Below are 20,293 nucleotides of genomic sequence, written 5' to 3'. Positions count from 1 at the left end.
TGTGATACTTGGCTCATTTCGAATCGCGCTTCTCCCTCTTCTCTCTGTCACCAGCCGCTGTCGAGTCTCAGGGGGTCACAGGTGAAGGGGAAACGCGAGCCGATCCCCGTTAGGCCAGCCCGGGATCGGCTTCGTCATTCGGGCAGAGCCTCCAAGGCCTGGGGCAGCATTTGAAAGCCCAGTTCTTTGGCCACCTGCCATTGGCGGCGGTCCAGGGTGGCGAAAGTTACCTCTTCGGGCTTGGGGAAGGCGTCCAGTGCGCAGGCCAGGTGCCAAAGGTCGGATCCCTTGGAGTAGCCGACTTCAAGAATGAGCGCGATTTTCTGGCTCAGCGGATGCGGTGGCAGAATCCATTCGACCAGCCCCAACCAGCGATCAGCCTCGACGCTCGATCCCTTCTCCCGCTCCAAAGCCGCTCTAAATTCAGCTTCCAGAAGGTTTGAGGAGACCACCCCGTCATAGTTCGTCAACAGCCGTTTCAGGGTGCCGGAAGATTCTTCGGCAAAGGCCAGGGCACAGAGCAAAGAGGTGTCCAGATAGGCGATCTCAGGCATGTCAGTCACGCTCCTCCAGAAATCGTCGGAGCGCTCCCGAAGGTACGGCAATCGGCTTCGGCATGCCGTGCGGACGGGGATAGGAAGAAGGCACCATGACTCCTTCCTGCCTCAGTTGGCGTACCCTGTCCTCAAGCGACTGCTCCTCTTGGGCGATGGGCCTGATTTCAGCCACCTTGCGTCCGTGAAAGGTCACGAAGACATGCTGTCCGGCACGGACCTTGCGCATGATCTCGCTGAACTTGGCTTTGGCCTCATAAGTCGAATACACGTCCATAGCTCCGATCATAAGAGAATCTGACTAGTCTAGTCAATTTTATGGTTCTTTGGTTGGGCTGAGTCCACCTCACACAAGTGGCCCACTATCTAGAACGCGTCATCCCCTCTGTGAGCGACGAAATGGCAGGTTCGTTTGATTTTTGTTGCCCCCGCCGGGCAAGAGAGTTAATTTACCCTCTGGCGCAGGGACGGCGGCGGCGCCCGGCGACGTTTTTGCGCCTTTTGCCCGGCGCCGCTGAGCGCCGGCGTGGCAGGGAGAGAATGAGATGCACAGCGTCAGATTTGAAAAGGATGACAGCCGCCCTCTGGATGCCGGCTACATCCTGCAGACCGCGACCGCATTTTGGGCCTCCAAGGTCCTGCTGACGGCGGTGGAGTTCGACTTGTTTTCGGTGCTGGGAAAGAGGACCATGACGGCCCAGGAGCTGGGCCGGGAACTCGAGATGCATCCTCGCGGCTGGTATGACTTTTTCGATGCTCTGGTGGCCCTCAAGTTCCTCGACCGGGAGGGCGACGGTCCCCAGGGACGCTATCGCAACACCCCCGAAACGGCGGCCTTCCTGGACCGAAGCAGTCCCCGCTACATCGGAGGGCTTCCCGAGATGCTGAATTCGCGGCTCTTCGGATTCTGGAACGACCTGGGAACCGCGCTGAGGACTGGTCAGGCCCAGACGGAAGGCAAGGTGCACGGCAAGCCGATTTTCGAGGAACTCTACGCTGATCACGCCAAGCTCGGCACTTTTCTGGCGGCCATGACCGGGTTTCAGGCGGCCAACTTCGAGGCACTGGCCCGCAAGTTCGACTTTTCCCGCTACCGGACGGTCAGCGACATCGGGGGCGCCTTGGCGCTCCTGTCACGCACGGTGGCCCGACAACATCCTCATCTCACCTTCAAGAGCTTCGACCTGCCGGTGGTGAAGCCCCATGCCCGCCAGCACATCGAGGAGGCGGGCCTGAGCGGCCGCATCGAAGCTGTCGGCGGCGACTTTTTCAAGGACGAATTGCCGAAAGCCGACGTGATTACAATGGGCAATATCCTCCACGACTGGAATCTGGAGAAGAAAAAGATGCTCATCGCCAAGGCCTTTCGAGCCCTTCCCGAGGGCGGGGCCTTCATCGCCGTCGAGAACATCATCGACGACGCGCGGCGGGAGAACGCCTTCGGTTTGTTGATGTCCCTCAACATGCTCATCGAGTTGGGCGACGGCTTCGATTACACGGGAGCCGATTTCCGCCAATGGTGCGGAGAAGCCGGATTCAAGCGCTTCGAGATCATTCCCTTGACCGGACCTTCGAGCGCGGCAGTGGCCTACAAGTGACGGTCGCGAGGCGGTCAGCCTCCTCCCCCCCCAACGCTCGACAGCCACTGAATGCCCTGAAGGGCCGCGGCGTATATGCCGGTTGACGGGCGGGGTGGGTAGCAGTACAAACATGGGCACGGGGAATTCTTCCCAAGGAAAGGTGGACTCATGTACTTGTTTCTGATCGTCCTGATTGTGGTCCTGCTGCTGGCGGTGGTGCTGGTAGCGGGCAAATACAACCGCTTGGTGAGCCTGCGCAACCGCTTCAAGAATGCCTTCGCGCAGATCGACGTGCAGTTGAAGCGGCGCTATGACCTGATCCCCAACCTGGTGGAGACGGCCAAAGGCTACATGAAGCACGAAAGGGAGACGCTTCAGGCCGTCACCGAGGCCCGCAACCTGGCTCAGCAGGCCAACGACAGGGCGGCCTCCAACCCCGACGATCCCGACGCCATCCGCAATCTGAGCGGAGCCGAGGGAGCCCTGCAAGGAGCCCTGGGACGACTCTTCGCGGTGATGGAGTCCTACCCCGACCTGAAGGCCAACCAGAACATGATGCAGTTGAGCGAAGAACTGACCGCTACCGAGAACAAGGTGGCCTTCGCCCGCCAGTCCTACAACGATTCGGTCATGCAGTACAACACCTATCGCGAGTCCTTCCCCAACAACATCATCGCCGGCATGTTCAATTTTCAGCAGGCCGAATTGCTGGACGTGATCGCCGCGCCCGAGGAACGTGAGGCGCCCAAGGTCTCCTTCACCTAGTATGAGCGAGAGACCAATACCATCGAGAGAATACCGGCCGTCGACGAGGGCGGCAGAACTTGACGGGTGGGCGAACTTGTCGGCCGCCTTGTGGCCCTAGCGATCAGACCACATGGACTTTTTCGAGCATCAAGAGCTGGCGCGGCGCAACAGCCGCAGGCTGCTCTTTTTATTTGCGCTGGCGGTCCTGGCGGTGTTCCTGGCCGTCTACCTGCTCCTGCTGGGAGTCTTCACCTACGCCTTCAGCGATGAAGGCGAGGTCTTCTCTCAACTCGACTTGGTCAACGTACCGATTTTCTGGATTTCCTTGATCTCGGTGGTGACCATCGTGGGGTCGGGCTCACTGTGGAAGCTGTGGAGCCTGAGGGGCGGCGGACGGGTGGTGGCGGAATCGATGGGCGGACGCCTGATTCCGCCCCAGACCAGCGACCTCAACGAACGCCGCGTCCTCAACGTGGTCGAGGAGATGGCCTTGGCTTCGGGCGTCCCCGTGCCGCCCGTCTACCTGCTGCAGGAAGAGGGGATCAACGCCTTCGCCGCCGGGTACCAGCCTGGAGACGCCGTCGTCGGCGTCACCGAAGGCACGGTGAAGCTGCTCAAGCGGGAAGAGGTCCAAGGCGTGATCGCGCACGAGTTCAGCCACATCCTCAACGGCGACATGCGCCTCAACCTGCGCCTTATCGGCCTGGCTCACGGCATTCTGGTGCTGGGCTTGGTGGGCGAGATGATCATGCGCTCGGCGGGACGCAGCAGGAGTTCGTCCTCGTCCAAGAAGAAAGACGGCAACGGGGCCATCTTCATGCTGGGCGCCGGACTGCTGGTGATCGGCTGGGTGGGGACGCTGAGCGCCAGCCTGATCAAGTCGGCCGTCTCGCGCCAGCGCGAGTTCTTGGCCGACGCCTCGGCTGTGCAGTTCACCCGCAATCCACACGGGCTGTCGGGAGCGCTCAAGAAAATCGGCGGGCTGGGCCGGCGTGCGGCCAAGATGGCGGCTTCAACCCAAGAGATCAGCCATATGCTCTTTTCCGCCCGGCTGGAAAGGAGCTATTCCCGCTGGGCCGCCACCCATCCGCCCCTCAAGCAGCGCATCCTGCGGCTGGAGCCCGATTTCGACGGACGCTTTCCGCGCCTCAAGCCGCCCGAGGAGCAGGCCGAGGAAGCCACGACTCCTCCCGTCCCGCTGGTGGACATGAAGCCCAAGGACCTGCTGGCCACCCGCATCCTGGAGCGGGCCGGAACGCCCCACTCTGAGAGCTACGGGTTCATGTCCAGGCTCCTGGCCACGTTGCCCGCGGTCCTGCTCGACTCCGTCCGCGAAACCTACAGCGCCCGCGCGCTCATCTACGCGCTCTTGCTCCACGAAGACGACCAGGTGCGTTCGCGTCAGATGGTTTTGCTGCAGGAAAAGGCCGATCCGCAGGTGGTCAAGCTGACGGCGCAGCTTTTGCCTGAAGTGCGCAAGGCAGGTCCTCAGGCCCGCCTGCCGCTGGTGGATATGGCCATTTCGGCGTTGCGCGGCCTTTCGCCCGATCAATATCGGTCTTTTCGGACCTGCGTCGACGGCCTCATCGCCGCCGACGAGCGGGAGGCCGTCTTCGAATGGGTGCTGGGACGCGTGCTGATGCGCCACCTGGAGGCCGAGTTCGGTGCCAGCAAGCCGCCCCCGGTCCGCCACCGCTCGCTTAAAGTGCTGGCCCAGCCCTGCTCGGTGCTGCTCAGCCGCCTGTCCTATGCGGGCCACGGCGACGTCATCGAGGCCCGCAGGGCATTCCACACCGGCGCCCAGGTGCTCGATCTTGCTGATTTGCGCTGGTGTTCCCGCCAGGAGTGCGGGTTGGATGACCTGGGCCGGGCTCTCGAGACGCTCAATGAGGGTTCGCCCCAGATCAAGCGCGAGTTGCTCAAGGCCTGCGCCGCCACCGTGTCCAGCGACAACCGGGTGACGGTCAAAGAAGGGGAACTGCTGCGCGGGATCGCCGACACCCTGGGATGCCCCGTGCCTCCCTTTGCCGCCGAGGACGACGGCCAGGCCTAACCAACTCGGCAAAACTGTTCCTAAACGTTCGGAGAAACCGGCCAAGTCCGAACACCCCGAACATATTCCCCGCCCGCCCCGTTGACTTCCGACCGTTCAAGCCCTTTGATGCCAGGGTATGAAGCGATTACAGATATCGATGCCTGAGTGGATGCGTTCAGCAGCCGTCACGGGACTTCTGGCCTCCGCGCTGGCCGCCCAGCCGGGACCCACGCTAGAGGAGATGTTGCAGGCCAACAGCCATCGCATTGACGAAGAAGGCGAACTGGGCGGTCCAGGGCTGGACTACCTGCTCAAGCAGGCCGCTCTGGCGCAGTTCGTGGTGCTGGGTGAGCCTCATAACGTCAAACAGGTCCCCCAGTTCACCACGGCTCTCTTCAAGGCGCTGCATTCCAGTTATGGATTCGACTACCTGGCCCTCGAACAGGGGCCGTTCATCATCGAGGCCATGTCGCTGGCGGGGCGCGAGAAGGGCAGGGAAGGCGTGGTCGAGGTGGCCTCGGAGTACCCTGGCGCCCTTCACTTCTACACCGATCAGGAACTCCACATGATCGCCGACGTCTCGGCCATCGAGGGCGCGCGGATTCCCCGCGTCTGGGGCGTCGACCGATCGCTTTCGTCGGCGCCGGCGCTGCGCCAGTTGTCGCAGTCGGTGACGGACCCGGACCTGTCCGCCAAGCTCTCCAGCCTTGCCCGGCAGGCCAGGGAATTCAATCTCGCCAACCTGCTGGAGCGGGAGCGGTTGATGGGCAGCAAGCCCGAGCTGTTCGAGGCCTTGCCGGGGCAGGCCGAGGGGGAGGACGCCGAGGTGCGCTGGAAGCTGCAATGGCTGGCCTCTTCCGCCCGCAACATCCGTCTTTTCAGAGAGCACACCCGCGAGAATCCCAGCGGCTACTTCTCGAACCTGGAAAGGGAGGAGATGATGAAGGACGCCTTTTTGCGCCAGTACCGGAGGGCTCAGGCAGCCGGTGATTCGCTTCCCAGGGTGCTCATCAAATCGGGCCACTGGCACAGCCTCAGAGGACGCAACCAGGGCAACGTCTTCACGTTGGGCAATCTGGCCGGCGAATTGGCCCGATTCAACGGTTACGAATCGCTGCACGTCGGCATCAGCGTCATCAACGAGCCGGGCCGTCACTGGTCGATTTCCGATCACGAGGAATGGGCGCCCATTGCGGCCGTGTCCTCTCCTCACAGGTGGACTCTGATCGACCTGCGTCCGCTGCGCCCTTATCTGCACAGCGGCCTCTTCAAGTTGGGGCCTCAACTCGAGGAGATGGCCTTCGCCTTCGACCTGGCTCTGGTCTTGGGCGGAACCGATCCCGGTTCCATCGAGTGGGCCCAGGCGCTCATCCAGGAGGCTCGAGACCAAGGCAATGGTCCGCGCTAGTGCATTGCGTCAGAAGTTTTGAGCCAGCCTGTGGCGTTATCCCACGCCTTCAGCGTTCGCACCTTTGCCTTCCAAACCCAGGGTGGCGCCGCCGTCTCGCTGGCGCTCGCCGGGGCTGACCCTGGGCTGGCGAATCGCTCGCCTTCAGCGAGCCCGGACTTGACTTTTAGCACAGTCGTTGGGCGGGCGAATCCGTCCCTGTCAGGGACAAGAACGGAGGGCCCTGGCTCAGAACTTATGACCGGCAGCGCTAGGCGCTCCTGTGAGCCAGAAAGATGGCGGCGGCGCAGAGAAGCGCCCCCAGCCCGGCGGAGAAGATCGAGAGCACGGCTTTGAAACGGAGCGGGCGAGTGCGGGCTTCGATGAGGTCCTGCAGGATCCTCGGCTGGGAGGAGGGGATCTCGGGGCTGACTTCATACACCACTTGCCAGACCAGCGCAGCCGTTTCTTGAGGCGAATCGGAGGCCCTGACCAGAAGCCGCATATAGGGCGCACGCACCGGATGCTGGGTATAAGGCGTGTAGAGCGCCGGGCGGGGAGTCCGGCTGAGTCCCCTTTGCCGCACGTCGGGGACCACGCCGATGATGCGCAAGGGGCGCGGGTTGTCGCCCGTTTCGAAAGATTGGCCGGGAACCAGCACTTGTTTTCCAATCGCCTCTTCTTCGCTGCCCCAAACCAGGGCGGCGAGACTCTCGTTGGCTACTGCCACCAGTTGGCTGCCGTCGTCGTCGCCGCGGCGGAATCCCCGTCCAGCCAGCAGGGGCATGCCCATGAGCGAGAAGTATTCGCGACTGACTACCCTGAAGTCGAAGTTGCCCAGGGGCCGGCTTCCTTGGGGATCGTCGGCCCTGAGCATCAGCGAATCGACCTTGAGTGCGTCCGAGAGCGGCGGCGAGAAGGCAAGCGCGGCTCTCTTGACCCCTTGCAGGCTTTCGATTCTCTCCAGCAGGCGGTCGTGAAGGGCAAAGACCTGCTCGCGCAGCGGGGGCCAATCGGCGTCGGTTTGGCCGGGCAGGTTGAGCCGCACCTCGATCAGCCCCGCGGGTTCGAAGCCGAGATCGACGTTGGACACGGTGTGCCATTGGTACCCGAAATGGATGGCCGTCCCCAGCAAGACGAGAAAGGGGGTCAAGGCCCCTGCCAGGATGAAGAAGCGGGAGGGTCCCCGGTGAGCCGATCGGCGCCGATAGATGGCGGGGATGAGCCCGAAGCTTAAAGCCACCACGGAGCTGACCGCCGCCAAGCCGGCCAGCGAGATCCCTGAATGCTGCGCCAAGGAGTGGTCCAGCCAGGAGACGTTGAGGGCCGATTTCAGGAGGAGACCTAACCCCAGGCCTGCGGGCCACCCCACCAGCGCGGCCGCCAGGCAGCTCACCCATCCGAGGTTCCCGGCGCCGCAGAAAGCGCCGAAGTGAATGACGGTTTGCAAGGCCAGAATCCAAAGCAGCAAGGCGACGGCCGCCGTGAGCAGGACTCGTTCCTGAAGACTGCTGTTGAGGTGGGTCCGCAGGGGCACCGCCGCCAGGCCGAAGTTCTGCTCCAGATCGCTGTGGAGAGCAGCCAGTCGCGAGGCGATGGCGTCCAGTTCCAGGGCGGCTTCAGATCGGCTGACATCCTTTTTGAGGCGCGCGATGACCTCGGTCAGGTTATGAGCCGTGCGCGAGCCGACTCCGGCGGGGAGGAAGGAGTGGGGGGCCCAAATCTGGCTCTCTCCCGGGAAGTTGAAGCCCTCGGGAAGGACCGCCGACACGACGCTCTGGATGCCGTGCATCTCGATTTCCGAACCCAGAACCGAGGGGTCTGACTCATAGCGCTCGCGCCAGAGATTGAATCCGATGGCGATCGGCATAGGGGCCCGATTGCCCGAACCGCCGCCAGGCTTGTGCTCCCCAAGACGGCCCAGGTGGGTCGAGATGCCCAAAGTATCGAAGAAGTCTTCGGTGACGATGGCACCCGCAACGGCGAAGCTGCCCGAGGCGTCGCGCAAGGGAAGTCCGTCGGCGCTGACGTAAGCCGCCATGGACTCCAGCAGGCGAGTCCGCTGGCGAATGTCGATGAAGTTGGGCCAGGAAGGGCTGGGGCCGATCCGCTCTCCCTCTTTCTGGCGGACGACGAGGAGCCGCTGTGCATCAGGATAGGGCAGCGGCGCCAGGAAGAGCTGGTCCACGACATACCAGGAGCCGGTGCAGATGGCCACCAGCAGGGCCGCGAGGACCGCCTGGACCAGCAGCGGACCCGGCGTCCCCGCACCTGCGCGGGGGCCAGCTTCCCGTGTCTTCTCCAGGGCGCTCTTAGAGGCCCCGCTCTCCTCGATTTCGAAGAGGTCGTCAAAGGCCAGATCGAGGCCGTCCAGAAGCTTCTTGCGGGTAGCGGCTGAAGGGTAGGGATGCTTTCCCTTGACCAGATCGGAAAGGTGGCCGCGGGAGAGTTCGAGGCGTTGGGCCCAGGCGTTTTGGCTCCTGCGGCTTCGGGCCAGGCGGCGGGCAAGTCGGTTATGGAGGAGACGAACGCGCACGTGACTTCAATCCAGGATGTCGACAATGACTGAGTAGAGCATAGCATCGTCAGGGGGCCGTGAAGCCGTAGATGGTGAAGCCCCCGTCCACGGCCAGACACTGGCCCGTGATGTAGGAGGAGGCGGGCATGCACAGGAAAGCCACGGCCGCCGCCACCTCTTCAGGCTGGCCCACCCGTCCCAAGGGAGTGCGCTCGAGCACCGCCTCGAGGTAGTCGTCATCCGTCAGGACCTGCTTGGCCAGCGGCGTCTCGATGTACCAGGGAGCCACCGCGTTGACGCGGATGCCGTCCGCGGCCCACTCAACCGCCAGGTTGCGGGTGAGTTGGTTATTGGCCGCCTTGCTCATGGCATAGGGCGCCCCGGTGCTGAGATGGGTGAGTCCGGCGACCGAGGTGACGGTGACCACCGAGGCTCCTGGGGCGGCTTTGAGCAGGGGGTAAGCGAGGCGGCTCAAGTCAAAGGCCGAGACGGCGTTGATCTCGGTGACCCGCCTGTATTCCTCAAGCGAATAGTCGGTCGCCCGCTTGCGGACGTTCATGCCCACATTGTTGACCAGGATATCGAGACGTCCGCACGCTTGGCGGAGCTGACTGAGAACCCGTTTACGCTCCTCCGGCTGGGACAGGTCGGCCCGGATCAAGACGGGTTTCTCGCCCGCCGCCGAAAGGGCTCCCGAACCCGATTTGGCGGCTTCCTCGAGATCAAGCGTCTCATCGGATGCATGCCGCGCCGCTACGAAGACTCTGGCTCCCAACTTGAGGAACTCCTGGGCTACGGCGCGGCCGATGCCCTTGGTCCCGCCGGTGACCAGCGCAATCCGTTCCTTAAGATCCCACTGTCCCATTCTAGAAATTGTGCCTGCCTTGGCGCAGCCCGGCAAGCAGCCTCGCCGGGTCGACCCGGGGAGCCATTCGCCAGCCCAAGGGTCAGCCGCGGCGAGCGCTAGCGAGACGGCGGCGCCGCCCTGGGTTTCAGACGGCAAAGCTCCGAACGCTGAAGAGGGTGTTGCAAAAGTGCAGCCCGAATAAGCCGCAAAGCGTCTCAAGGAGCACCTTCTTGCTCTTTGAGAACCCTGAAGGGGTGGGAATAACGAGCCTTCGAAGTGTCATATTGAAGACTTTTGCGACAAAACTTGTGACGCACTGCACTAGGGCAGAGGCAGCAGGGCGAAGTGGCCGGGGCGCAGGTGGATAAGGGAGGTTGAAAGGGGGGCCGGGGAGGAAACCACGAGCAGCCCCTCGAAGTCGTTGAGAGGGGGTAGGGCGGTGTTGGGCTCGGGCCTGAAGTCGATTTCGGGCAAGAAGGCTCCGCGCTGGGAATTGGCGGGAAGATCGAAGGGCGCCGTGGCGATGCGCAATCCGTCGGAATTGTAGAGCAGCAAGGTGGCTCTGACGTCCTCTTGGGAGGGATTGGCGACCGCCAGTCCGGTGGAGCGGAAAGGGGCCACCGAGTTGACGACGGGCAGGAAGGTTTCGCTGTTGGCAGTGTCCGGGACGCTCTCCGCGGGCGGACGTCCGCTCAGGGTGGCCGTCCCCAGGTTGCCGCTCAGGATCAGCCAGCCTTGCAGCGGACGCGAAGAGGTGACGCGCATCCAGCCCAAGTCGAGGCGTCCGGGCGGCGGCAGGGGGGCTTCCAGGAGGCGCACCGAGTTGGCGGCCACGGTCACCTCGGAGCGCCCTTGGGGAGAGTCGTCGTTGAGGGCGGTGGCCAGCGGGGTCCCGTCCGAAGCGATGAAATCGACTTGTGCCGAAGCGTCGACCGGCAGGGAGTTGAAGAGAACCAGTCTGGCCCCGAGCAGCGCGCCGTTGTCTTCTCCGTGGCCGAACTGGGGGAAGAGCAGTTGGTTGTCCGCCGCCGGGCCGGTCCTGGGGCTTCGCGGAGAGGCGGAACGGGCGGGGGTCAGCGCAGCCAGGTCCTGACCGACTTGCAGCAGTCCCGTGACCAGCACGGGAGAGGGTGTGGCGTGACCCTCGATGTAGCCGACGAAGCTGCTAAAGTCGGTTTCCAAGCCGGGGGAATAACGCCATTCGATGTCCGAAGGCCTGAGCAGGAGCTGCCCCCGGGCCGGAATCTCCACGTCGGCCTCGGCGCGCCGCCCCGAATCGGGGTTGCGCAGTTGCAGGTGGACGCTGCGAGGCTCTTGGGCGGGATTGGCCAAGGCCAGCAGGGTGGAAGCGTCCTCAAGCCAGCCCTCCAACAGCGGCAGGAAGAAGGTCCGGCTGAGCGAGCCGGAGTCGGCAGCGGCCACCGCGTTTCCGGCCGTCAGGAAGTTGAGGAGGCGCAGCGGCGTCTCCCCTTTGGTGTCCCCTCCGGAAGTCAGCACCTCGGCCCAACCGGAGGCGAATCCGGAGACGGTGATGGCGGTCCTCAGCCCTCGCGCGGGGACGTTGATGCGCTGGCGGGCCTCGCGTCCTTCCTCGTTGATGAAGATCACGTCGGCTGTGATCGGGGCATCGGCCGAGGTGTTGTAGAGCATCAAATGTCCGTTGCTGACGCGGTCGGTGCGGGCTCCGCCGAAGGCCAGTGGAAGCCGGATGACGTCGGTTTCCAAGGGCAGCCTGAAAACGCCGCCGCGGGCCGCCGCCAGCAGGCTGAGGGGCTGGGCGCGTCCTATGGTGAGGCCGCGGAAGAGTCCGGGACGGGGCAGGTTTGGAAGCCTGCGCAGCGATCCACCCGAGTCACGGCTGACGAAAAGCTCCACGTCCGAGGCCACGTAGTAGGTGCGCCGGTCGCGGGGATCGATGACCACCGATTCCACCGCCCGTTGCCCGGGAATGCTGGAAGGACCGAAGGTTTCTCCGCGGTCGTTTGAAATGTAGACCGTGTTGCGCTGGAAAGTGAGCAGGCGTCCTTCATGTTGCGGCGAAAGCGCCAGGCCCAGCAGTCCGTCGCCGTCCGGATCCGTACGGGTCCAGGTGGCCCCGTCGTCGCTGCTGACGGCCAAGGATCCGAAGCGGGCGCCGAAGAAGGCAGAAACGGATTCGGTGACGTAGACCGTCCGCCTGCGGAAGGGATCGATTGCGATGTCCTGCAGCCCCTGAAAGCCCTGCTCGATCTGGCGGGTCGACACTTCGCCCTGACGGTGCTCGATGCGCAGCAGATCTCGGCCCGGGGTGTTCATGGCGCAGTAGACGACGGCGAAGGCTTCTGCCGGGTCCCCGTCACTGCCCAGGCGCGCGGCGATGTCCAGGCATCCTGCTTGAAGATCCGGGTGTTCGAGGCGCTGCCAGGATTGGCCGTCATCGGCGCTGAAAAGGAGTCCGGAGGATGAGGAGGCGTAGGTTCCCAAGGGAGTAGGCGCGAATTCGAGCACCGGGGCCGCGCCGTTGGTTCCACCGCGGCGCCTCCATCTGACCTCGCCAGGACGGCGTGCGAAGAGTCCGCCCTCGGTGGCGGCCAGCAGGGCGCCTGATTGCAGCTCGATGGCCTGGTTGGTCAGAGCCCTCATCCCCTCGCTGTTGAGATGCCAGTGCTCGCCGGCATCGCGGGTGATGAAGACTCCGCCGGAGCGGGTAGCCGCATGCACCACCGAGGAGTCTCGGGGATCCACCAGCAAATCCGTGATCTCGCGATGCTCGAGTCCGCGGTTCGTTTCTTGAAATTTCCGTCCGCCGTCGTCGCTGCGAAGCACGCGAAAGCCCGTGGAGGCATAGACGCGGGTCGGACCGGAGATCGAGGCAGCCAGATCGCTGATGGGCGTCTCTGGGTCCGGCTGGCTGCGCTGCCAGGTTTGACCGCGGTCGCTGCTGACCCACAACTGGTCGCCCGCGGCCACGGCTCCATGCTCGGAGACGAAGGACAGCGCACCGAAACGGACCGACGAGGGAAACAAGACCAGCCTCCAGGTCGAGCCGCCATCCTCGCTGCGCCAGAGGCTGGAGGGATCGCAGGCCAGCAGCAAGCCCGGCTCATCGGGATGCAGCGCCAATCCGGTGAGGTCGAAGTCGTTGAAAGGACTGATGTCCTGCCAAGTGCGTCCGCCGTCGTCAGAGCGCAGCATCTGCACATCCACGGTGTCGCTGATGTAGAGCCGGTCAGGGTTGGCGGGGTCGACGGCCCGCAGCCGCGAGGAAGAGAAACTGCGTGTCGATTCAACCGGCTCCAGCTTGGCGCCGCCCGCCTCGCCTCGCAGCAGTGTCGGACGGTCCAGGGCATAGAAAAGACCCGGCTGGGAAGGGGCGGCCAGGACGGCGCCGATCCCTCTCTGGGGAAGCTCGAGCAATTCCCACGACGTCCCCCGATTGCGCGAGACGTAGAGATAGCCCGCCGCCGCATAGATTCGATCGGGATTGCCGCCGTCCAGAGCCAACTGAAAGACTTCGCCCCCAGGAGGCGAGTCCTCGATCCATTGCGGCTGCCTGCCCTGAGCCGACAGGCATACAAGCCCGAGAGCTATCGCTGCAATGAAAACCAAGAAGGCCCGAATCCTTCGCATAACGCCTCCCAGAAAGATCCCCTCCATTATTGCGAAAAAATCCGCATAAATCAAGCCTGCTCTGGGCAATCCGGTTTTCGGGGCTGGAGGAGAGATTTCCCCTTCCTTCGACTCAGTAGCGGTATTCGCTGCGCTCTTGGAAGTGTTGGGAGCGCGAGTCGAAGCGGGAGAGGACTTGGCGGGCTTTCTCGGGCACGTGGGCGACTTCGTAGTCTTCGCCCACGAAGGCCTTGATCGATTGCAGCGAGTCGAAGCGCATGATGGTCATGAACTCGACTTCCCGTTCGTTGAGGACTCGCCGGTAGACCCTGATGGAACGGTATCCCGGCATCTTCTTGGCGGCGATGGCGGGGATGATCTCTTCATTGAGCAGCTTCTCGTAGGCGTCGGCCTTCTCATGCGACGTCCATCCCCTCCAGACTCTCGATATCATGCTAAGCATTGTGCCCGCGCGCCGGCTTCCAGGCAAGCCGCCGTCAAAGGGGCTTTGCAGCAGCAGCCAAGAGGCGGGTCGCGGTGTTTGGCGTGATATTGGGGAGTGGGGAAAAGGTTTGGAGGGTAATGGGAGCAGGGCAGGTAGCCAGAGTGTGGGAGAGGAGGATGGGGAGGTAGGGGGGCGATCCGGTGGGGCCGTGGCGGTGGATGGTGGTGCCCGTTGTGGAGTCGGTGAAGAGGAGGTAGGTTTCGATGCGGTCGGGAGAGGCTATGGCGTAGCCCTTGAGGCGCTCGGCGAGGGCTTTCAGAGATGGGAGTTGGGATGCCCAGGGTTGGGGGTTCGGCGCCTCGGGCGCCCCAATGACGTCGTTGTCCAGGGCGTCTTGGAGGGTGAAGGGTATGACGAGGTCGGGAGGCGGCGGGGTGGTTGGGGGGGCGGTGAGAGTGTAGGTGTAGAAGGTGGCTTCCTGGCGGTAGCGGTTTTTTTGCAAGAAGGGGAGCAGGTGGTCGTGGCGGTGGGGGAGTTCGATGATGAGGCGGTCCGGGCCCAGGACGGCCAGCTTCTGGCTCAGCGAGGTGAGCAGGTGGGAGCCTACGCCGCGGCCCTGGAAGGCAGGGTGGACGCCCAGGCGGCGGATGAGGACCTCCTGGGGGCGTTTGCCGGCGATGAGGACGCCGATGGGACGGTCGTTTTCGCGGGCCACCATGCAGTTGCTGGCCCACATGTCGAGTTCGCGGATCTCGGCCTGGAAGGCGGACAGGGTCAGCCGTTCAGCGTCCGGGAAGTGGACGTCGTAGCATTGATTGACCGCCTCGACCAGCAAGGGAATGTCGTCGGGACGGCAAAAGCGGAAGGAGGGCATGGGTTGGGGACGTTATTCCACCCTTTCAGGGTTCGGTTTGGATCGCAAATTATACCCGGGGTGCAGCCCGCTGCAAGCGGAGCGCGGCAAGGGCGGAACCCTGGGTTCCTGCGTCACACCATCCACGCTGAAGGCGTGGGATAAAATTAGGCTGCTGCCGGGCTCACCGCTGCAAACTACTCCAGGATCTTCTTGCGCTTTTTGACCATGTCGGACATCCAGCCCGTTTCGTTGGGGACGCCGCGGCCGCTGTCGGCTTGGCCGTTGAGGACGTCCTTAGCCTCGCCTTGAGGGCTCTCGGCTTCCTGCTTGACCTCTTCGGAGGGTTGCTCGGCGCCCTGGTATTGGCCCAGCATCTCGGCCATCATCTGGCGTCCGATCTCCAGGCCGGCTTCCACCAGTTCGATGGTGATGAAATCGGCCCTGCGCTGGGCCGCCAGGACTTCCACCCGCTCCTGGGTCTTGTCGCGCATGAATCCCGAGGGGACGCGCAGGATGCGCTGGGCCGCCTCGGCGCTCCACTCGTAGGACGACAGCAGCGGATTGCCCTTCTCGTCCTTGGCGATCACCTGCTTGCCGGAAGAGGCCGGCTTGGCCGCCTTGCCGGAGTGCAGCGCCGACATGGGACAGCCCGAAGCGGCTTCGCCTTCGGCCGTCGTGGCAGGCGCGTCCTGAGTCTCCGCTTTGGCCTGGGCCACCGTCTCCTGAGCCCTGGGCAGGATGCTGGAGCCGGTCTCCTCGTCGATGACCGAGGCGGCGAATTCCAGCGTGATGGTGTCGCGCCGGGCCAGGCGGGCCTTTTTCTCGATGCGGGCCTTGGAACGGCGCATCTGGTACTTGTCGGGGATGGCGTAAAGGGTGCGGCGGGCGTCCTGGGTCCACTTGACCTTGCGTCCGTCGTAGGCCGTCTCTTCCTCCACCCCGCCTTCCATTTCGGCGATGCGCTGGATGACTTCGGGAGTGATGACCTCGAAGTCGGTGCCTCCGCACACCGAGCACCTGACGGGGTCAGGTGTCTTGGCGGTGACGCCGCACTTGCGGCACATGGCCAGTTGGTTCTGGCGGGCGTGTTCCAGCGCCAGCTTCTCGGCCAGGTTGGTGGTCGTGGCCGAGGTCTGCTTGGGCATGAAGCGCTCCATGGCCTCGGTTACCAGGTTGTTGCTGACCACCGAGTGTCCCTTCTCCACGGCCAGGCGCAGGATGGCGGTGCGGGCGATGTTGCGGACCATCTCGGGGACGCGGGTCATGCGCTCCTCGGCCTCGGGAGTCCAGGTGATGGACTCGTCTGCTTTGACGTCCAGCTCGGGATGCTCCAGCCGGGTGGTGAAGAGGATGTCGCAGGGCGCCAGGCGCAGCAGGTTCTCGGCGTTGCTGCCCAGATGGGGCTCGTCGGCCGCGCTGTGGACGCCCACCCGTCCCACCACGATGAGCCAGGGCTTGATCTTTCTGGAGTGGTCGAGCACCTTCTGGAAGCACTTGCCGTCCAGAAGCGTGGTCGAGGCCTCGACGCCCTCCTGGCGGGCCATGTATTGGGCCACCTGCAAGTGGGACTGGTAGATCTGGGCCAGTCCGGTGTCGATGATCTCTTCGTGCAACTGGTTCTGCTCTTCGAAACGGAAGACCTTGGAGGCCTTCTCGGTGAGGACGTTGACGATGCCCTTGAAGACGGCGTAGTGCAGGTAGGGATCGTAGACGCCGATCAGCTCGATGCGCTTGCCCAGGCGCTTGGCCAGGGCGATGGCGGTCTTCAGCGCGCCGAAGCTCTGGGGCGACCCGTCGATACCCACCAGGATGGTGTCGCGCTCTTCTTCGTCCTTGCCGGGGACGTGCTTGACCACCCAGGTATCGCAGTTGGACGAATAGCGCACCACCCGTTCGCAAACCGAGCCGATCTGGGTGTCCTTGACCTTGCCGATGCCCACGGCGCCCAGGATGGTGAGGTCGTATCCCGAGGCTTTGATGTCCTTAAGCAGTTCCTCGGAATGTTTGCCGTCCATCATCTTGCGCTCGAACTCGACGTCCACCGACTCGCACTTCTTGGCCATATCCTCCAGGTAGCAGTCGGAGATCAGTTCCAGCCCCATGGTGATGAGGCTGTCATGGATCTTGCGCTGCCGCTCGAGTTCCTGTTCCTGCAGGTATTCTTCGGGCAGCGTGTACTCCATCTGCTTGAAGCGGTAGTCGTGCATGCGGGCGGCGTAGACGTGGCATCCCGTCAAGGAGGCGCCGAAGGTCCGGCCCAGTTCGATGGAGAGATCGACGGCCCGGTTGGAATGGGCCGAGTTGTCGACGGGCACGTAGATGCTTCGATAAAGCTGCTCTAAGAAACTCTGTCCTGTTTGGTTCAGCACATCGGGTGCCGTACTCATGTGGTTGCCTCCTGTTGTTGAGAGGATGCCTGGCTGGTTTGCTGTGAAAACTTGCGCCGCACCGTGAAGACCACGATCACCAGCAGAGCCAGGACGGCCAGCGCGTTCTGCGCCATCGGATAGAGGGGCGAAGGCTGATCGGTGGGTACCATGTAGAAGTAGAACCACTGGCTGAGGCCGCGCCGGTTGCCCCGTTCGGTGTTGTATCCGTCCCAGGTGGAAAAGGCCACCGGGATGAAGGTGTCCTGCTCGAATGAAATGCTGCGCCGCGAAGTGCGGGTGCGCTTGAAGATGGCCGACCAGCGGCCGTGCTCAAAGGTTGCAGTGAATTCGAAGGGTTCTCCCGTATCGTCGGGAGTCAGCGAGACGCTGCCCCGCCCCAGCCAGAGCTGGGGAGTCTTGGTGGACATCTCTGCGTACCAGAGTTCCACCGGATTCTGGGCGTCTCCGAAGATGAAGTAGGGCTTGCGGGCGCCCGTCGGCATCTGCTTGGGGAGCTGGATGGCGATGGCGTCGGACCACTGCTGAGCGGGCTCGGCCGGAGCCTCTTCGGCCCCATCCTCCGCGGCTGCGCTTTCCGACTCCGCCGGCGGGGCCGCGAAGGGATCGGCGAAGGGATCGTCGGCGGGCTGGGCCTGTCCGCCACCCTCGAACTTGGCCGGCTCCAGCAGGATGCGGTTGCGCTCGGCCTCGGGGTCCCAGCGGGGGACTTGGACCGAGGGATCGTTGCCGCCTTCTTCTTCGTTCCAGATGTCGTTCCATTCCACCAGGATGGCGATGTCCTGCTGGTTGTAGACGGCCCGCACTTCAACGTCCACGGCGCTGGGAAACATCATGCGTCCCGGCTCCATGATCTGGCCCACGATGGGGAAGCGGGCCATGGGCGCCTCCTCGAACATCTCGCGTCCCCGCTCCAGGCTGATCTCGCCCTGCAGCGGCACCACCCGCGCCAGGCTGGCGTAGTTGGGCTCGGGGGAGTCGGACAGCGAGAACATGTAATGGACCAGGGCCCAGCGGTCGGACTCTTCGGGGATGATCGATTCGTAGGCGGGCATGGGCGTGCCGTTGAGTCCGGTCACGAAGGTGCGGTAGACGTCCTCCGGGGTGTTGCCGCCGCGGAAGGTCCAGGGCTTGGTCAAGTCGGCCGGACGCAGGTGGAATCCCCAGTCGTCGGTCTGGTCGCGGGCCGCCGGACCGTTGCCGCGGGCTTGCTCGCCGTGGCAGCGGACGCATCCCAGCTCGACGTAGAGTTCGCGTCCGCGGGCCACCGACTCCTCGCTGGAGGAAGACGCCGAGGGCAGCCGCAGGGGCGCCGAGTGAGCGGCTGGATCGTCCCAGGAGGGATAGAAGGTCTTGAGGTAGTGGGACAAGTTGCTCAACTGCCGATCGCTCAGGTTGGGCCAGGGCGGCATGGAGGAATAAGGCATCCCCCGCCGGATGATGTTCTTGAGGTCCTCATGGGTGGGCAGCATCCCAGTGGGCGTGGTGCGCACCTTGTACTTGCCCTTGGTGAAGTCGCGGGGACGGGGCTTGAGGTAGTCGGCTCCCACTCCCAGGCCATCGCCCTCCTGGCCGTGGCATTGGGCGCAATTCTTGTCGTAGAGCACCTTTCCGGCCTGCCGCTGGGCTTCGCTGCCCAAATCGATGTCCTGGGCCTGGGTGGTGGCGCCCAAAGCGATCCACAGTCCGGCGCTCAGCGCCGCCGCGGCCACCGCCCCAAAACTCACCTGCCATGCGCGCTTGAGCGGTTTATTCATGGCCTTCCTCCCGGGCGCGCGGCCGGAACCCGGTGAATTCATAGAGGAAGATCACCACGTCCCAAATCTCCTCTTCGGTCAGGAATTTCTCCCATACCGGCATGGCCGACTCCCAGGGACCGCCTTCCTCGGGCAGTCCCGGCGCCCCTTTGGCGATGCGCCAGAAGAGGAACGATTCCTGCAGATTGGGGATGTTGCCGGGATCGGCGAAGTTGGTGGGAATGGGGTTGAGTCCGTGAGCGAACTGCCCGTTTCCGGCCATGTTGTCGCCGTGGCAGTAGTGGCAGTTCTCGTAGTAGACGCGGCGTCCGTTCTCGACGTGGCGCTGAAAGGCCGCCGGATCGCTGTCCTCCAGATTGCGGAAAGGATTGTCGAGGGTGACCAGGTTGAATTCCTTGCCGTCGAAGGCGGTAATGCTGGCGGGCGAAGCGGGGTGGATGGTGCGGGCGAAGAACGGCGCCTGCACCGGAGCGGTCATGTTCCAATAGACGTTGGCGGCCACCAGGGAGGGGACGGCGACGATGACCAGCAGCAGTATGGGAAGGTAGCGCCGTTCCGTCATGAAAGCCCTGAGCGGACCCCACACGGCCTGCCAACGCTCTTTGTTGGCGGTCACATAGACGATCAGCCCCAGCGTGACGATCCCCATGTAGAGTTCGATCACCGACTGGGGAATGGGCGTGGCGAAGCCGTAGCTGAGAATCACATAAAGGCTGCCCCACCACACGAAAACCCAGGTCAGCATGCCCACCCGGCGCCACTGCAGGATGAGCATCAAGATCAGGATGGGAATGACGATGGTCCAATTCATTCGGTCCCTCCTTTAGCGGCCAGGAGGTCGACCATCCGCTGCAATTCCTGGAGGGTGACTTGAGACATAAAAGGCTCTTGCTGGTGTTGGCTGAGGATCGAGGCCATTATAGCGTTGCGGTCAAGGCGGGCGCCCACGTCGACCAGGCTGGCGGCCTCCAGCCGTCCCGGCTGGTCGAGGTTGTGGCAGCGTCCGCAGTCGTGCTGGGCCAAGGGGCCGCCGGCCGAGGGTGCGGCCGGCGCGGCCTCCCCCCCGGCGGGCTCGGCGGAGGCCTGCTGGGCCGCTTCGCTGCCGGGAATGGGAAGCTGGGTGTCCAGGGTCACGGTGGGCGAGCCCCCCAGTGTCTGCAGATAGGCGATGACGGCCAGGATTTCCTGGTCGTTGAGTCCGATGGGGGGACGGTTGATCTCGGGCATGCCGGGATTGAATCCGTCCACGATAAATTCATTGGGGCGGTAGAGCGAATGGGTCAGGTATTCCAGCGAGCCCATGCCCGGGATGCGTGTCGAGGCCCTGGAGGCGATGCCGCTCAAGTCGGGAAAACGCAATGCGCCCGATTTGCCGATGGTGTGGCAGGTGGAACAGAGTCCCTTGCCCTGGAAGATGCCTTGGCCGACGTTGGCCAGCTCTTCCGGCGACAGGTCCTCTTCGATTACCGTCTCTTCAGGCGGATCGACCCGTTTTTGCGGCACCAGTTGCCCCACATAGGCGTAGAAGATCGTAGCGGCCACGGCCAGCACGGCGATCTTCAATGCGGCAGGTATTTTCATTCCTTGCTTGC

Annotated in this window: 15 protein-coding genes; 4 read left to right on the top strand and 11 right to left on the bottom strand. The window is 63.8% G+C overall.

Going from position 1 to position 20,293, the window contains the following annotated elements; translation table 11 throughout:
• Positions 1-134: 134 nt before the first annotated feature.
• A complete protein-coding gene (locus tag VLU25_17095) occupies positions 135-554 on the bottom strand; it encodes a PIN domain-containing protein (GenBank protein HSR69651.1) in 420 nt (139 codons plus the stop codon).
• A gap of 1 nt (position 555) precedes the next feature.
• Positions 556-831, bottom strand: coding sequence for a type II toxin-antitoxin system prevent-host-death family antitoxin (locus tag VLU25_17090; protein HSR69650.1), 276 nt, complete (start codon positions 829-831; stop codon positions 556-558).
• A gap of 268 nt (positions 832-1,099) precedes the next feature.
• On the opposite strand from VLU25_17090, the gene VLU25_17085 reads away from it, so the two are divergent.
• The 4 genes from VLU25_17085 (at position 1,100) to VLU25_17070 (ending at position 6,324) form a co-directional block, all read left to right on the top strand.
• Positions 1,100-2,152, top strand: coding sequence for a methyltransferase (locus VLU25_17085; GenBank protein HSR69649.1), 1,053 nt, complete (start codon positions 1,100-1,102; stop codon positions 2,150-2,152).
• A 150-nt stretch (positions 2,153-2,302) separates the two neighbouring features.
• Positions 2,303-2,899: a LemA family protein gene (locus tag VLU25_17080; GenBank protein HSR69648.1), complete on the top strand. Its 597-nt coding sequence runs from the start codon at positions 2,303-2,305 to the stop codon at positions 2,897-2,899.
• 112 nt (positions 2,900-3,011) lie between these two features.
• Positions 3,012-4,934, top strand: coding sequence for a M48 family metallopeptidase (locus VLU25_17075; GenBank protein ID HSR69647.1), 1,923 nt, complete (start codon positions 3,012-3,014; stop codon positions 4,932-4,934).
• Between the two features lie 118 nt (positions 4,935-5,052).
• Entirely contained in the window at positions 5,053-6,324 is a 1,272-nt protein-coding gene (locus tag VLU25_17070; GenBank protein ID HSR69646.1) for a hypothetical protein, read from the top strand.
• A 250-nt stretch (positions 6,325-6,574) separates the two neighbouring features.
• Here the strand turns inward: VLU25_17070 and VLU25_17065 are convergent, their stop codons facing one another.
• The 9 genes from VLU25_17065 to VLU25_17025 form a co-directional block, all read right to left on the bottom strand.
• Complete coding sequence (locus VLU25_17065) at positions 6,575-8,839, bottom strand: ABC transporter permease (GenBank protein ID HSR69645.1); 2,265 nt, start codon at positions 8,837-8,839, stop codon at positions 6,575-6,577.
• A gap of 49 nt (positions 8,840-8,888) precedes the next feature.
• The gene (locus VLU25_17060; protein HSR69644.1) at positions 8,889-9,686 is read right to left on the bottom strand and encodes an SDR family oxidoreductase; all 798 of its coding nucleotides are present in this window, start codon (positions 9,684-9,686) and stop codon (positions 8,889-8,891) included.
• A 303-nt stretch (positions 9,687-9,989) separates the two neighbouring features.
• Positions 9,990-13,277, bottom strand: coding sequence for a hypothetical protein (locus VLU25_17055; GenBank protein HSR69643.1), 3,288 nt, complete (start codon positions 13,275-13,277; stop codon positions 9,990-9,992).
• A 112-nt stretch (positions 13,278-13,389) separates the two neighbouring features.
• Complete coding sequence (locus VLU25_17050; protein ID HSR69642.1) at positions 13,390-13,710, bottom strand: antibiotic biosynthesis monooxygenase; 321 nt, start codon at positions 13,708-13,710, stop codon at positions 13,390-13,392.
• A 43-nt stretch (positions 13,711-13,753) separates the two neighbouring features.
• Positions 13,754-14,575 carry a GNAT family N-acetyltransferase gene (locus VLU25_17045; protein ID HSR69641.1) on the bottom strand — a complete coding sequence of 274 codons (822 nt, stop codon included), beginning with the start codon at positions 14,573-14,575 and terminating at the stop codon, positions 13,754-13,756.
• 176 nt (positions 14,576-14,751) lie between these two features.
• Positions 14,752-16,944: a universal stress protein gene (locus VLU25_17040; protein HSR69640.1), complete on the bottom strand. Its 2,193-nt coding sequence runs from the start codon at positions 16,942-16,944 to the stop codon at positions 14,752-14,754.
• Positions 16,941-18,701 (bottom strand): c-type cytochrome, encoded by a 1,761-nt coding sequence (locus VLU25_17035; protein HSR69639.1) that lies wholly within the window; start codon positions 18,699-18,701, stop codon positions 16,941-16,943. Before VLU25_17035 ends, VLU25_17040 begins: the two co-directional genes overlap by 4 nt.
• A complete protein-coding gene (locus VLU25_17030) occupies positions 18,694-19,512 on the bottom strand; it encodes a cytochrome c (GenBank protein ID HSR69638.1) in 819 nt (272 codons plus the stop codon). The genes VLU25_17035 and VLU25_17030 overlap by 8 nt, the downstream gene beginning before the upstream one ends.
• The gene (locus VLU25_17025; protein ID HSR69637.1) at positions 19,509-20,282 is read right to left on the bottom strand and encodes a cytochrome c; all 774 of its coding nucleotides are present in this window, start codon (positions 20,280-20,282) and stop codon (positions 19,509-19,511) included. Before VLU25_17025 ends, VLU25_17030 begins: the two co-directional genes overlap by 4 nt.
• Positions 20,283-20,293: the final 11 nt, after the last annotated feature.

It is taken from the genome of Acidobacteriota bacterium, from assembly GCA_035471785.1.
In the GTDB taxonomy this organism is placed as follows: Bacteria; Acidobacteriota; UBA6911; order RPQK01; family DATIPO01; genus JANQFM01.
The sequence above is the reverse complement of the archived record's forward strand: the minus strand, read 5'-3'. Positions and strand labels throughout refer to the sequence as shown.